Source organism: Flavobacterium sp. SM2513 (assembly GCF_050908145.1).
In the GTDB taxonomy this organism is placed as follows: Bacteria; Bacteroidota; Bacteroidia; order Flavobacteriales; family Flavobacteriaceae; genus Flavobacterium.
In genome coordinates this window covers 87,687-102,745 of record NZ_CP194228.1, presented here as the reverse complement: position 1 = coordinate 102,745, position 15,059 = coordinate 87,687, and the positions used below count along the sequence as shown (strand labels likewise).

General features: G+C 36.5%; 9 protein-coding genes. 4 read left to right on the top strand and 5 right to left on the bottom strand.

The window, feature by feature from the left end; translation table 11 throughout:
* Nucleotides 1–551: 551 nt before the first annotated feature.
* Nucleotides 552–1,880, bottom strand: coding sequence for a hypothetical protein (locus ACQ5J2_RS00365; RefSeq protein ID WP_432671715.1), 1,329 nt, complete (start codon nucleotides 1,878–1,880; stop codon nucleotides 552–554).
* A gap of 90 nt (nucleotides 1,881–1,970) precedes the next feature.
* Nucleotides 1,971–2,219 (bottom strand): helix-turn-helix domain-containing protein, encoded by a 249-nt coding sequence (locus tag ACQ5J2_RS00360; RefSeq protein ID WP_432671714.1) that lies wholly within the window; start codon nucleotides 2,217–2,219, stop codon nucleotides 1,971–1,973.
* Nucleotides 2,220–3,192: 973 nt separating this feature from the next.
* On the opposite strand from ACQ5J2_RS00360, the gene ACQ5J2_RS00355 reads away from it, so the two are divergent.
* Genes ACQ5J2_RS00355 through ACQ5J2_RS00345 form a run of 3 tightly spaced genes read left to right on the top strand, consistent with a single transcriptional unit; the run spans nucleotide 3,193 to nucleotide 10,249 of the window.
* The gene (locus tag ACQ5J2_RS00355) at nucleotides 3,193–6,195 is read left to right on the top strand and encodes a SusC/RagA family TonB-linked outer membrane protein (RefSeq protein WP_432671713.1); all 3,003 of its coding nucleotides are present in this window, start codon (nucleotides 3,193–3,195) and stop codon (nucleotides 6,193–6,195) included.
* Nucleotides 6,196–6,212: 17 nt separating this feature from the next.
* Complete coding sequence (locus ACQ5J2_RS00350) at nucleotides 6,213–7,637, top strand: RagB/SusD family nutrient uptake outer membrane protein (protein WP_432671712.1); 1,425 nt, start codon at nucleotides 6,213–6,215, stop codon at nucleotides 7,635–7,637.
* A complete protein-coding gene (locus ACQ5J2_RS00345) occupies nucleotides 7,637–10,249 on the top strand; it encodes a S9 family peptidase (RefSeq protein WP_432671711.1) in 2,613 nt (870 codons plus the stop codon). Before ACQ5J2_RS00350 ends, ACQ5J2_RS00345 begins: the two co-directional genes overlap by 1 nt.
* A 44-nt stretch (nucleotides 10,250–10,293) precedes the next feature.
* On the opposite strand, the gene ACQ5J2_RS00340 is transcribed toward ACQ5J2_RS00345, so the two are convergent.
* From ACQ5J2_RS00340 to ACQ5J2_RS00330, 3 genes are all read right to left on the bottom strand, one after another.
* Complete coding sequence (locus ACQ5J2_RS00340) at nucleotides 10,294–10,557, bottom strand: DUF6520 family protein (RefSeq protein ID WP_432671710.1); 264 nt, start codon at nucleotides 10,555–10,557, stop codon at nucleotides 10,294–10,296.
* 91 nt (nucleotides 10,558–10,648) lie between these two features.
* On the bottom strand, nucleotides 10,649–12,163 hold the full coding sequence (locus ACQ5J2_RS00335; RefSeq protein ID WP_432671709.1) for a MauE/DoxX family redox-associated membrane protein: 1,515 nt from the start codon (nucleotides 12,161–12,163) through the stop codon (nucleotides 10,649–10,651).
* 94 nt (nucleotides 12,164–12,257) lie between these two features.
* Nucleotides 12,258–13,151, bottom strand: a complete 894-nt coding sequence (locus tag ACQ5J2_RS00330; protein ID WP_432671708.1) for a helix-turn-helix domain-containing protein — start codon at nucleotides 13,149–13,151, stop codon at nucleotides 12,258–12,260.
* Between the two features lie 869 nt (nucleotides 13,152–14,020).
* Between ACQ5J2_RS00330 and ACQ5J2_RS00325 the strand changes: the two genes are divergently transcribed.
* Entirely contained in the window at nucleotides 14,021–14,980 is a 960-nt protein-coding gene (locus ACQ5J2_RS00325) for a lysylphosphatidylglycerol synthase transmembrane domain-containing protein (protein WP_432671707.1), read from the top strand.
* The last annotated feature ends 79 nt before the right edge of the window (nucleotides 14,981–15,059 follow it).

Here is a 15,059-nt window from a genome sequence, read left to right as displayed (position 1 = left end):
CATTAAAATAATTTTTAATCAAGAAAAGGTAAATAGGTGGAAAAATATTTGATTCCAGTACTATGAAAAATCTATCGAGCTGCAACAACCTTAAGTTCTTGGAATGCGTTTGGATTGAAAGATCGAAATGCGGGTAGGGACAATGATAAAACTATGGAGGTTCTGAGTTTTGGAGAACGAGTGATAGTGGTTTTAGTTGGGAGGAATTATAGGTGTGGGAAAGTATCGGTTTTGTGTGCTTCGAGTTAAAGTCCATTGAAGAGCGGGATGATACTGTTAATTGCTTTGTAACTTTTCTGACATAGTTTTTTATCTTATATAGCTCTATTTATGGTAAAAACTGATTTGAGAAAAAACAGCATTTTCATCAAAATACTACTTTACTTAACCGCGCTGGAAACTCTACCTTTTGTTTTTTATGTCATAATTATATAATATGCGCAATCGTACCAGAGAATAAGGCAAACGAGGACGAGAAAGGGCGGGGTTAATTCTACTTAAAAGCTTAAATAACCTACAATTAAATAGGTTTCGTCTACCAAATTTAATTTTCATTCGCAAATTAAATGTTTAATATAATGAGATTTTGGAGAAAGAAAAACATTTTTTAATAAATCATTCATTTCTGTATATTTATTCTGTTCTATAAATTCATTTTCGAGAATCGGAATAAATATTAATCCATATTTTTCAAGATTTGATATTGCAGTTCTCAAGGCAGAAATACTCTCTAAATTAATATTTTTATAATCTGTATTCGTAATTAACTCGGTTTCTCGCAAAGAAAGTATTTTAAGTAATTTAATTTCACTATCTTTTAGAACATTTTTTATAGCATCAAACTCTAAATTTTTATCCTCCTCAAACCATTCTTCAAATGCTATATTTTTATTCTCCTGTGAATATGGTTCTTCTTTATCCAACTCATATATATGTAAATAAAAAGCAGAAAGTCTTTTGAAAACTTCTCTTAAATTACCATTCAACGATTCGAAAAGTTTTATAAAATCGGTGTCTAAAATAGGACAGTACGGCTTGTTGTCAACGTGATTTTGATATGAGTTAATCCTTGAATTTAAAATTGAAGGAACGTTAATGCTATGTATATGCGAAATCTTTATAGGATTGTTTATAAAACCCGACAATCTAGGAGTGCTAATAAAAGTGCGAAATATATTATGTGAACCGGAAAAAAACCATTTTATTTCTGGCATATTTAATAGTTCGTCTCTTAAATATTCGAGAATTCTCTTTGCATCGTCTGAAGTTTCAAGAAGTTCTAAATTATCAATTACACAAATTATACCTCCAGATTCTGAATTTGGAAAAATGTTTGAAAGAAGAGATTTAATTTGTTTTTTGAACCCACTTTTCATAAATCCATTAGACTCATTCGGAGTCTGATTATAAGTCCCGCCAAAACCTGCAATTTGTGCCTCGATATTCGTTACTATAGTAGAATTAAGCCATTTATTTAAATTATCTGTTTTTAAATTTTTATAACCATTTTCTTTTATTTCTTTCTTTTTATCGATTATTGTCTGCGCTATAGTAAAGTAAAATTCATCAATAAAATCGCCTAAATTTTTCGTTGGAGAAATTTGAAATATTTGATTGCAAGGTAAGTATAGAGCCTGGTCGTCTTTTGAAAGCAGACTTTCTTCATAGAGTTCAAATATGCTACCATTAATAACACTTGTTTTACCTATGCCATTTTCACCCTCGATTGTAATTATCCCAGAATCATTCTTTAGCCTATTTTTTAATTTCTTTTTTTCCTTTTCTCTTCCTACTAATAATTCAATTCCTCTTATCGTAGGTTCAATGGGTGTTGGCCTAAAAGGATTTGAAGTGTAACCCCAATCTTTATATAGTGACATAATATTCTATTTTTCATGTATAAATTTTTTCTTGATATTTATACTAATTATTAAGACTAAAAGGTGATAAAGGCTCAAGCAGCTTTACTATTATAATTCTTTGTCTAAATCTAATTCGAAATCTAATAATTCTCTAGGATGTTTATTCATCCCCTTTGCAAGATCAATTAAAGTTGTAAAAGATAAATTGCGTTTTCCATTTTCAACATCACTAACTGTTGCTTTAATAAGACGGTTACTATTAGCTACAACATGATCCTGACTTAAGCCAGCATCCTTTCTAAGTTTTTTGACGTGCTTTCCAAAATCAATTAATATTTTTTCGTTGTGATCCTCCATTTATAAGCCTTTAACACAAAAGGCGTGATTTTTTTTAAAATATTTGTTATAAGAACTTATAACAAAAAGAAATAATTAGTACATTTGTATTTCGATTACATCAATTAATGTAATTTTGCGATTCTTCATATAAAATATTTGAAGCGTTCGCTTTGAAACTCGTATCAGAAAACTGGTAATTTTAAGTACACGAGATGATAAGTATGATGCTCACGTCCCTAGGCGTGGGCTCTCTTATTCGTGTACCCGGTATACCAGTACCTCTGATACAGTAAGTTGAGTTCCACGCTTTTTTTATTCAAAGGCAACTCTCCTTAAATTCTTAGCACTGCTTTCTTTTTTATTCGTTTCGCAATTTGAACCGTTGTCCGTTATCAGATGTCGGTTATCCGTTATCTGTTATCGGTTGTCTGTTTGAGCAACATTGGTATTTGGTAATATACGAATTGTATGCGTTATGAGATCCTGAAATAAATTCAGTATGACAAAATATACTTTAAGGTTGACAAAAGAGATTCCTACGGAATGACAAATAGAGATCCCGAAATAAATTCAGGATGACAAAAGCGTGGGATGACAAAGATAGGTTTAGTTTGGTTTAGTTAGCTGGAAGCTGCCTGAGTTTGTGCAAACAGGTAAAGGCAGTTTTCTTTAAAGCCCCCTAGCCCCCAAAGGGAGAGGATTGTATATTGTATAATGTATTGAAAAAAGAACATAGAATATAGAAAAGAGATCCTGAAATGAATTCCGGATAACAAAAACAAGAATGCCTATGACATAAACAAAAGAACCAACCCCAACACTTTAGTACTCAAAAGTACTACTGAATAAAAAACTTAGTGCCTTAGTGCCTTCGTGGCAAGAAAAACTTAGCACCTTAAGAAAAAAAAGGCCCTCTAACTGTCTGGACAACTGTTATAGAGGACCGAGAGAAAAACAAAACCGAAGTTTCATTTAAAATCTTTTCAAAAGTATGAAAATAAATCTACTTTTCAGAGCCAGGGCGGGGTATGTCCCGTTTGCTCTACTGCAAATGTTGTTACTGTTCTGGGTGGCAACGGGTTCTGCTCAAAACGTTACTGTAACAGGAACGGTGAGCGATGCACAGGGCGTCTTGCCGGGTGTGAATGTACAAGTTAAAAATAAGTCGGTAGGTACTACCAGTGATGCCAATGGGGCGTTTGCAATTAATGCCGTTCCAGAAGACAAGCTAGTGTTTTCTTTTATAGGTTATGTGACGCAAGAAGTACTTGTAGGCTCGCAAACCAAGTATACAATTGTATTACAACCCGACGAAACCGCACTGGATGAGGTGCTGGTCAATGCGGGTTATTATAAAGTCAAGGACAAAGAAAGAACGGGAAGTATTGCTAAGATTACGGCTAAAGATATTGAAACGCAACCCGTATCGAATGTATTAGCTACGATGCAAGGTAGGATGGCAGGTGTGCATATTACGCAACAGTCGGGAACAGCGGGAACGGGATTTAATATTCAAATCCGAGGGCAGAATAGTGTTCGACGTGACGGAAATACTCCGTTGTACATCATTGATGGTGTGCCTTTTTCAAGTGATGCTATTGGAAATGGGGACTCGATGGCCTCCTTTTCAGTACCAAATAATCCTTTGAGTAGTATCAATCCCTCTGATATAGAAAGTTTAGAAGTTTTGAAAGATGCTGATGCTACCGCTATTTATGGTTCTCGTGGTGCGAATGGGGTGGTGCTGATAACAACTAAACGAGGAAAAGCAGGTAAAACCCAATTTACCGCTTCAATGGCCTCAGGATTTGGGAGTGTTGCTCATTTTATGAAGCTTATGAATACCGAGCAGTATCTAGCCATGCGAGCGGAAGGCTATGCCAATGATGGTATTACAGAATATCCCGCTACGGCTTATGATATTAATGGTACATGGGATCAAAGTAGGTACACCGACTGGCAAAAGGAATTGGTGGGTGGTACCTCTACGATTACTAATGCGAACGTATCGGTTTCGGGAGGTTCGGAACAAACCCAGTTTATGGTATCGGGGACGTATGGTAGCGAGGGTACGGTTTTGCCAGGTAATTTTGGTTATTCGCGCATTAGTGTGCGTCCAAGCTTTAACCACACCTCAAAAAACCAGCGTTTTAAAATGGCTTTTACGGGAGGTTATAATCTGCAAAAAAACGACCAACCCTCTACCGATATTACTTTGGAAGGCAGTAGGTTGGCTCCCAATGCACCCGCCCTATATGATGCAGAAGGCAATTTGAATTGGGAAGACGGCACCTTTGAGAATCCCCTTGCTTTGCTGAGAGGACTTTCCACCTCTAAGACGCACGACTTGGTTGCCAATAGCACATTGTCCTATAGTCTTTTTAAAAATTTAGAGTTTAAAACGAGTTTTGGCTATACCCATTTGACGCATCATGAGAGTAGTACGTACCCCTCCACTATGTATAACCCAAAAGAAGAAGCGGGAAGTGCTTTCTCACGAATCACCTATACGGATTCGGGTAGGGAATCATGGAATGTAGAGCCGCAGTTGAACTGGAAAGCTATTTTTCATGCTTTAAGAGTTGACGTTCTAATTGGTGGCACGTTTCAACAGCAGCACAATGAAAGCTTGACTGTTGATGCTAGTGGTTTTTCTAGCAACAGCTTGATTTACAATCCCGCTGCTGCTTCGCGTCTTACGCTTTCGCGTTTTGATAATTCGGAGTACAAGTACCAGTCGTTTTTTGGTCGGGCTAATTTTAATTTGCTAGAGAAGTATATTCTGAATTTTACGGGACGTAGAGATGGGTCGAGCCGTTTTGGAGCGGATAAAAGATTTGGCTGGTTTGGAGCTATTGGTGGTGCCTGGTTATTTTCAAAAGAAAAATTATTTGCCAACAGCAAGTTACTGAGTTTTGGGAAGCTTCGTGGGAGTTATGGTACAACGGGAAATGACCAAATTGGTAATTACCAATATTTGAATAGTTATACTTCTTCTGGTGCTAACTATGATGAAGTTACGGGCTTACAACCCTCTCGATTGTTCAACCCTGACTTTGGTTGGGAGAGCAATACAAAATTAGAGATGGCACTGGAAACAGGCTTTTTAAACGACCGTATTTTTCTAACGGCTGCATGGTACCGCAACCGTTCTTCCAATCAGTTGGTAGGTGTGCCATTACCGGGCACGACTGGTTTTACTCAAATTCAGTCTAACCTCAATGCAGAAGTGGAAAACAAAGGCATTGAACTGACTTTGGAGACAGTAAATTTTAAAAATGAAAACTTTCGTTGGACTACTTCCTTTAATTTATCCCAGTCTAAAAACAAGTTGCTGTCGTTTCCGAACTTGGAAAGTTCGACTTACAAAAACACTTATATTATTGGTGCTCCTTTGAACATTGTAAAACTTTTTCATTATACGGGTCTAGATCCAGATACAGGACTTTATACTTTTGAAGATGTGAATGGCGACGGTGTGCTTACTAATTTGGAGGATAAAAAGACCGTTAGGGATTTGAATCCGTCTTATTACGGAGGCATTCACAACCAGCTGGTTTATAAAAACTGGCAGTTGGATTTTTTGTTTCAATTCGTAAAACAACAGAATTATAACCTTCCTCGCGTCTTTGGTATTCCTGGAAGTAGTGGAAACAAAAGTAGTCTTGTCCTTGATCACTGGCAGGCCCCAGGCGATACAGGACCTACGCAAGTTTACACTTCGGGGTTGAACGGAGAGGCTGTTAACGCTAGTGGTCGATTTGGTGCTAGTGATGGAGGTATTACCGACACTTCCTTTCTCCGTTTAAAGAATGTTGCTTTGTATTATACTTTACCTGAGCAATGGATGCGCAATGTATATTGCAAACTTAGCCTTGAGGGTCAAAACCTGTTGACTTTTACTCCTTATAAGGGAGCTGACCCTGAGTTTGCAGGCATAGGCTATCTGCCTCCTTTGCGGGTTGTTACTGCAGGGGTTCAATTTCAATTTTAATTAAAAACTACTTTATTATGAAAACATTAATCCCTTTTCGTTTTTTTAAAGAGCAAGCATTTAAAAGCTACCGCTTGATTTTCATATGTGCTTTAGTGGGTCTTGCACCTTCACTTAAAAGTTGTGATGACTTTACTGAAACCCCAATGCCTATTATGGAACTTAGTACGGTTGCGGTTTTTGAGGACTTGACTACTGCAACTGCCGCAGTGGCGAACATTTATGCGCAAATTCGTGACAATGGTATGCTAACGGGTAAAACAACAGGTCTCAGCAAAGAGATGGGGCTTTATGCCGATGAACTGACTTGGTATGGAAATACTACACAGGCTTCGGCTAACTTTTATAACAATACTTTGATGTCAACACACGCCACTGTTGGGACATGGTGGAACAATGCCTACAGTCAAATTTACGCAGCTAACGCAGTTATCGAAGGCGTCGATAAGTCTGATAAATTATTAGCAGTTGATAAAGAACGGCTTATTGGGCAAGCTATATTTGCCCGAGCCTTGGTGCATCTTTATTTAGTTCAGTTGTACGGTGCAGTTCCTTATGTTACCGTGACGGATTACACAATCAATAAAACGGTCAAACGGCTGCCCGAAGCGGAGGTGTACGATAAGATTATTGCAGACCTCGAATCAGCTGCTGCACTGTTGCCTACTGAATATACGAATCCCAACCGTGTTTTACCGAATTCGTATGTAGCTCATGCACTTTTAGCCCGTACTTATTTGTATGCGGGTAAGTGGGCAGAAGCATCCAATAGCGCTTCTGCAGTTCTCAACAATACGGAACTTTACGTTTGGGACGAAGAACTGAACAATGTGTTCTTGAAAGGAAGTACTACTACCATCTGGCAGTATGGGGCACGGACTTCTACAAGAAACACCGATGATGGAAGTACTTTTATTTTTAATGCGGCACCACCCAATTCCGTTGCGTTGACTAGTCAACAAATGGTTGCTTTTGAATCTGGTGACCAACGTAAGTCGAAATGGACACGTGCACGAATTAAAGAGGATTTGACTTTCTATCATGCTTATAAATATAAGAAAGCAGGAGGAGATACACCCCAAACAGAATGTACGGTCGTTTTACGAATGGCAGAGCAATATTTGATTCGGGCGGAAGCACGGGCACGACAAGGGGAGTTGATAGGTGCAATTGAAGATTTGAATAAAGTAAGAAGTAGAGCAGGACTTGCCAATACCACTGCAGTTACTGCCCCCGCACTATTACAAGCCATCTTGCACGAGCGTCAAGTGGAATTGTTTACCGAGTTTGGTCATCGTTTTATGGACTTGAAACGTTTTGGTGCATTAGATACTGCCTTGGAGTATAAAGGCGATTGGAGTGCTACGGAACAATACTTGCCTTTGCCACAAACAGAACTTAATTTAAATCCGAACTTAGGTTCACAAAACCAAGGTTACTAATGAAACAATCGAATTATCTAACTTGGTCTATTTATGGACGGTTTTGTCTACTCTTCGCCTTTATAATAAATGTTGCTACTACGGACTTTTGTAGTGCTCAGGATTCGGCAAAGCGTAATTTGACGCAAGCTGATTATAACCTTTGGCATAATTTGCAACTGGAGGCTATTTCCGACGATGGGGATTGGGTGAGTTACCGTCATTATTATTCGGAAACAGATACCTTGTTTGTACAAAACAGGAAGAGCAAAAAGGTTTTGTCTTTTTCAAAGGTTCTTTCTGGATTTTTTAAAAAGGATTATTATGTTTGTGGGACACCAGATGGATTACTGCATATTGTCTCGCTTAAAACGGGTAAAGTCAAAGTATTAAAAGGTGTTCAGCAGTTTAATGTGTATGACGCCTTTATTGCAACTGCGCAGCAAATTGAAAATGAAAAAGCACTAATTCTCTTCGATTATGAAGGCAAAGAAATGTTTAGGGCATTGCAACTCTCTGAATATAAGGTAAGTCCTGACGAAAATTATGTTGGTGTCTTACAACGTAAGCTTAGTTTGACCACTTTTAGTCTTGTTTCCACCAAAGGATTTGTAGTTACGGAACTCCTTAAACAACCTATTGAAAAAGGACTTTTTTCGTTAATTGCATGGAATTCAGAGAGTACCGCGGTTGCTTTTTATGATACACTTGGATCTGATTCAACAATTCATTATTACCATCTTGGTCGCCGAGAATTACACACTTTTGACTCTTCCTTTGCGGGATTTCCTCCCTCTATGCATTTTTATGTGCGGGCTGAACTAAACTTATCGGCAGATGGTAATCGGGTTTTCTTTAAAATCCGACAAAAACCTGAACTCAATGTTGTGCGACCACCCAATGGTGTGCAAGTTTGGAATGCCAATGCGCCAGAAATTTATCCTTCCTTTATTGCAACAGAGGGCTATACTCAAAATTCGAGATGTGCGATGTGGGAACCCAAAAATCAACGTTTTATGGAAATTACTGATACTGCGTTTCCTGTGGGTGGTAGTGGAGGTAATTCTACAGTTGCATTGGTTTATAATCCGCTAACGCTAAGTGCAGCCGACAAATTTACTCAAGATACTGAAATGTATATTACTACTCTTGCAACGGGTCAACGAAGACTATTGGCAAAAGAAATAATAGGTGGTTCAACAAATGCATTCATTTCGCCCACTGGTAAGTACGTATCATATCTTGAAAAAGGGCAATGGAAGGTCTATTTCGTTGACACGGGACTTACGACAGTTGTAACGAAAAATATAGCTGTATCATTTAGTAGTGAGAGTCTCACAGAGGAAGGTGAAAACAGTTATGGAAATCCGGGGTGGAGTGTAAATGATTCGTACATCCTTTTGTATGATGAATTTGACATTTGGAGAATCAAGCCCGATGGAAGTAGTTCCGAACGTTTGACTCGTGGTCGTGAAGAGGGTATTAAGTATCGAATTTTGGCTCAAAAAAATAAGGGTCAGACGAAAACTAATGACGGTCGAATAACAACGGTAGGTACTTTTGATTTGGATGCTACACTGTTACTTAGAAGTCGCAGTGTTTCTAACGATTATAATGGGTTTGCGGTATGGCGTCCTGGCAATAGACTACAGACTATATGTTATGTACCAAAAGCATTGAGTGGAATTGCACAATCTGAAAATGGTACTTTTGTTTGGAGCGAAGAAGATGTGTCGCAACCCCCTACCTTGATGGTTCGCAAAGGTACTTCCGAGGCGCAAGTGATGCACAAAAGTAATAAGCACCAAGAGCGTTTCAAGTGGACTAAATCGGAGCTTTTAGACTATCAAAACAGCGATGGCATTCCTTTACAAGGTATTTTATACTATCCTGCGGGTTATGTGTCTGGTAAATTGTATCCAATGGTAGTTCATATCTACCAAAAACAATCCCATTTGTTGCATAAATACACGCTACCTACTTTGAATAATAGTGATGGTTTTAATACTACTAATTTGACTGCCAAAGGTTATTTTGTGTTGCTTCCCGATATTACATACACTGTGGGAGCCATTGGTTTTTCTGCTGTGGATTGTGTAACAGCGGCTGTGAGAAAAGCATTGGAAAATACTTCGATTGATTCTAGAAATGTAGGGCTTATTGGGCACTCCTTTGGGGGTACTCAAACTGATTTTATCATTACGCAAAGTACGCTTTTCAAATGTGCCGTTGCGGGAGCGGCTACTACCGATTTTATAAGTTCTCATCTGTCGGTTACTCCGAACTATCAGATACCCAATTTTTATAAAATAGAACGAGGGCAGGCAAGGATGATGGTTTCACCTTTTGAAAACTGGGAACGTTATTTGAAAAACTCTGCACTCTATTATGCTGCTAACGTTACTACTCCTTTGCTATCGTGGACAGGGCTGCAAGATGGACAAGTGGATTATACGCAAAGTTTTGAATTTTACTTGGCCCTTCGCAGGTTAAAAAAGGAGCATACCATGTTGGTTTACCCTGATGTGGAACACGATATGTCAGGCATGAAGGAAGCTGTGGATCTTACACAAAAAATAGAGGACTGGTTGGACTATTATTTGAAAAACAGTGCCAAACCTAGCTGGCTATAAATGCAAATGCAGTCCCTTGGGACTGCATTTTTTTTAAAAATTAGTTACTCAGGTCGATATCCTTTTTTCAAACACTCTCCGTTCGTATTCATAATCCATAATTGTGTTTGAGCTGAATCTTGATTGATGTAACACAAAGTTCCCGTGTCAATATCCGAGCAATCGTCTTCTTGTTCACAGTTGGTACCTGGTACATTATGTTTAACGAATCCTGGTACTACTGCCAATTTTTTGGAGGTATCTCCAGTTGAAAATGCACTTGTAACCGCCATTACGATTACAACTGCTGGTACAATTAATTTTTTCATAATCTTAAAAATTATAATTACGACTTACTCTTTTTTACAGGTTTTCAGTCTTCCCCTGATACCGGCCGGGTATAATTTCTGATTGTATCATTCATTCTTTTTGGTATGCTTCTGTAATTTTATCGCTTATAGTAACTACTGCTAAGTAGCTTCCGTATAATCCATATAATTTATTTTGAATTATTTTGAAATTTCTAAGTTTAGCTTTTTCGATATCGTAAATGTATTGGCTTCCTACATAGGTGTTGTTGTTTAAATTATACACGTCGATAATTGATGCTTCATTAATCATGTTTTTGTCTTCAAATTTTCCTATGCGGTCTGATTTTATAAAAAGCAGGTTTTTGTACACACTAGTTGTTTTATTAATAACTAGTGGGGGAGTAGCTATTTCTTTGCCGCCATTGGTCATTTTGGACACTTTTATTTTAGCTATTGCTACCGTATCTATTGTTTTTCCTTCACTAACTAGTTTTAAATTTCTATTAGATGTTATAAATTGATTTCTGTAATAGAAAATGTAGTGTAGTTGTTGGTTCTGCTGGTTGTATAGTAACATGCCGTCTGCATCAAAAATTCCGTCTATTTGTTTTTTAAGAAGTGTTGTGTTTTGCACAAGCAGTTTTTGTTTTTCGAGGTTGTACACTGCTAAGGTATGCCGCATTTTTTTGAGGCTTGTTAGTCGCAGAGCAATGCTTAGGCTGTCCATAGCTGCAAGTGCTGTAAAATAAGGAATTTGGCCTGTTTGTCTTGTGGCTTTCCAATCTGAAGTATTCCCTTTAAATATTGCTGGAATTGTACCATCTGTTATAAAAAAATGGGGAGGAACGACGCTTAATTTTATATCTTTGAATGGTAGGTTGGGTTGGTCGGGTTGAATTCTTAAGCTGTCTTTTGTTTTTAAACTGGTATCGACAATGGCTACGTAAGCGGGTGCTTTATAGTTGCCGAGGTATATTGTTTTATCGTCGTTTCCTGCAAAGTAATAGGAATTAAGACCTAAGTCTAGCTTTTTGTATTCCGGTTCTGCATGCGTTGGAAAACGTCGTACAAAGTTATTTCGTTTGTGCATGATGTGTTCTGAAATCAAGAAAAGGGATATTATCGATAACGCACTTATGGTAATGCCTGAAATAACCGTAACTGTAAAAGGCAATGGTTTTTTGCTGCTGATCCAGTCGCTGGCGTGGTTTTCGCTCAAAATCAAGCCAATAATTGCAAGGACTACAAATACTAGATTAAAAATAAGATGTTCGGTCCAACCTAGTTTTTCTAAGATTCCTCCACAGGAACAAGGAACAAAAGAACTGAAGTTTAGAATGATGAAGATGTACACTGTAAAAGCCGTCATCAGACATAGGGCTGCAAAAAGGGAAATGATTCTCCAATTTGGTATAAGCAAGCCTACAGCAATAATCAGTTCTATTACAGGAACTCCAATTGCCACATATCCTGCAAAAGGACTTAATAAGGGCGATTGTCCTATTTTGATACTGAAATCATTGTAATCTAATAGCTTGCTTATTGCTGCATAGATAAACAGAAAGACAAATAAATAGCTGATAATAGCTATGACGGTTGTGTTAAATTTTGCAGTGGTTTTCATGTCTCATTTATTTTCTACTGTAAAATTGTAAAAAATAAATTTATAATAATATGCAAATCAGGCATTTCGTTATCCCTGACCTTGTTTTTTATTTTTACGTCTTTCGCAATAGGTCGCTTGGCGCGTATTTGTATTTTTTCTTAAAGGATTTATAGAAATTTAGATAAGATTTAAAACCACATAGATAGGCTATTTCTTTGAGCGGAATTGCGGTCTGCTGGATGAGTACTTCTGCTCTTTTTAGTCTTTCGTCTTGGTAAAGCTGGTAAACACTTGTTTTGTAGTATTTCTTAAAACCTGTTTTTAGTAGGTGCTCTTCCGTACCTAATTCTCTGGCTATGGTTTGAAGTGATGGTAATTGTTGGTTTAAACGTTCCATAATGTAGTCGTACAATTTTATGCTGAAGTTTTTCTGAATTATGTCTTTGTTGGTTAGTTCAAACCATTGCTCATGAAGCTTTGCTGTAGATTCTTTTTCAGTAATAATCGATGTTACGATGATTTCATAGTTTGGAGCCATATTGGTAATAGAGCAATAGGTCGGGAAGAGCTTGCCTTCTGTTGTTATAAAGGTTAATTTGGCATAATTGGGTGTCCACAGTTGTGGTTTTCTTTTCTTCACTATTTGCCTCCATACTTCCCGAAACTCTAATGCTATTAATTGTTCAAACTGAATGTTGATTAACTCTTCGGAATTGTAATGGAGTAAAAGGAGTACTTCTTGATTAAAATTTACCACCTCTTGTTGCTTGTTGAGTACAAAGATTAATTGCGTTAAATTTTCATGAGCAACACTCGGCACATATAAATTATTTGCTTTCATAAATACTTGTAATTTTTCATCAAAATCAATCAGTTCATTATAAATTTTCTCTAGTTCTGATTGGTTTTCCAATTTACGTGCTTGCGTGGTTCGTGTTCCTGTAGCAATTTCAAATAGTAATTTAAAAATATCTACTATTTGTTGTAGTTCTTTTTGATTTTTCATTGTGTTCGATTTGTATTAGAATTGCAGTAGCAGTAGTTGCTAGTAATCTGCAAACGTATCTAATAAAATGATTTGGAACTAAAAGTATAGTGTTAGATTCTGGAATCTAATACTATAGTTTGGTTTTTTTGCTAACTTGAGGTGTCATTTATATAGAGAAGTGCTAATCTGTTTTAGATTCTTGCTAAGAAACGAAAGTGATGTGGGGTCTGTATAGTCGATACGTATTACGTTGGAGTTTGTGTTTGAGGAAATGTTTAAAGTTTAAAGTTTAAAGTTTAAAGTTGTTGAAGGTTGGTACTTTAATCTGGCATTTATGTCAAAAATCATTCATTATTTCGTCCTTGCGAGGAACGAAGCAATCCTAGCTACGAGAGAGCAATTTATGAAGTGGTTATTGCTAATTATTACCGCTATTTAGTATGTCTACAGTTTTGCTTGAAACGGCATGGATTAATTAGAAGTACCTGTTGAGCTTTCAATTGCTCAAACTGTCGTTCTTTAAACTATTTTTGTACATTTTTGCATTTCAATTCAATAAAAATCCGATATTTGTCAATAAAACATAAAATTTCGCTTAAAACTGTTTCATATTTATTAATACATTCATTTTTCCTTTTTTTTCGGCATTCTTTTTAATGTATTTTTTAAAATCAGTTTATATGCTCTGAGTGATGGCTTGACAGTCTTCTATTTTTATTTAACTAAATTAATTTACCTTTGTCTTATCTAATTAGAAGTTTTAGAAATAGATGTTGATTTAATAAAGTATCTTTTTAGGTGATACTGCTTGGTTAATTTTTTCGATAAGCTTTTTTCTATTCATTTATAATTTCTAAACAAAAAATATATTTTTAAACTGCATTTTTGTGAAACATAAAATAACTAAATGGATTTCCATTTTATTACCCCTTTTTCTAGGTATTTTTTTGATTATTTATCAATATCGTCAATTTTCTTCAGAACAATTGATGGAAATGAGAGGGTATTTTAAAAATGCGGATTATTTTTATATTTATTTGTCCCTTCTAATTTCGATACTGGGATTTGTATCGAGGGCCTACCGATGGAAATTTAGCCTCGAACACTTGGGGTATACTTCAAAATTCAGCACTAATTTTATGGCAGTTAGCACCGGGTATTTTATGAACCTAACGATTCCTAGATCAGGTGAAATTACTCGGGCGGTTATCGTAAAGAAATATGAAAATATTCCTTTTGATAAAGCCTTCGGGACCATTGTAGCGGAACGTATTGTAGATTTAATTTTGTTTTTTCTATTTGTTGTTACTGCTTTTGTTTTGCAATTTAGTGTTTTGAAACGTTTTGTTTTTGAAAAAATACCTATTGAACGATTGATTATTCTAGCTGCAATAGGTTTTGTGAGTTTTATTATCTTTCTTTTATTGTGGATTTACTCTAAATGGAAATTTATTTTATTTGTAAAAGGAAAATTAGCGGGCTTAACGGAAGGTATGATGAGTATAGTAAAAATGGAAAAAAAATGGGCTTTTCTATTTCATTCTTTATTTATATGGTTTACTTATGTTTGGATGTTTTATGTAGCTGTTTTTGCATTAAAAGAGACCAGTATGATTAGTTTAGGTGCTGTTATAACTGCCTTTGTTATTGGAAGTCTTGCTATTGGTTTTACTAATAGTGGTTTTGGGGCATTTCCGCTCTTGATAGCCCAGATTTTTTTATTATACAATGTTCCTGAAACTGTTGGTACTGCGTTTGGGTGGTTGGTTTGGACTTCACAAACTGTTTTGACCATTTTCTTGGGCGGTATTTCTTTTTTATTACTTCCTGTTTTAAATAAAAAGTAATTCCGCTTTTGTTTTCAAATGATTCAATAAATATCCGATATTTGTTAACAAAATTATAAAATAAAAAACGCAACGGTAC

Excerpts from the sequence above, each read along its gene's own strand:
- ACQ5J2_RS00335 (WP_432671709.1), bottom strand. The coding sequence starts at position 12,163 with ATGAAAACCACTGCAAAATTTAACACAACCGTCATAGCTATTATCAGC.
- ACQ5J2_RS00330 (WP_432671708.1), bottom strand. The coding sequence starts at position 13,151 with ATGAAAAATCAAAAAGAACTACAACAAATAGTAGATATTTTTAAATTA.
- ACQ5J2_RS00360 (WP_432671714.1), bottom strand. The coding sequence starts at position 2,219 with ATGGAGGATCACAACGAAAAAATATTAATTGATTTTGGAAAGCACGTC.
- ACQ5J2_RS00365 (WP_432671715.1), bottom strand. The coding sequence starts at position 1,880 with ATGTCACTATATAAAGATTGGGGTTACACTTCAAATCCTTTTAGGCCA.
- ACQ5J2_RS00345 (WP_432671711.1), top strand. The coding sequence starts at position 7,637 with ATGAAACAATCGAATTATCTAACTTGGTCTATTTATGGACGGTTTTGT.
- ACQ5J2_RS00350 (WP_432671712.1), top strand. The coding sequence starts at position 6,213 with ATGAAAACATTAATCCCTTTTCGTTTTTTTAAAGAGCAAGCATTTAAA.
- ACQ5J2_RS00355 (WP_432671713.1), top strand. The coding sequence starts at position 3,193 with ATGAAAATAAATCTACTTTTCAGAGCCAGGGCGGGGTATGTCCCGTTT.
- ACQ5J2_RS00340 (WP_432671710.1), bottom strand. The coding sequence starts at position 10,557 with ATGAAAAAATTAATTGTACCAGCAGTTGTAATCGTAATGGCGGTTACA.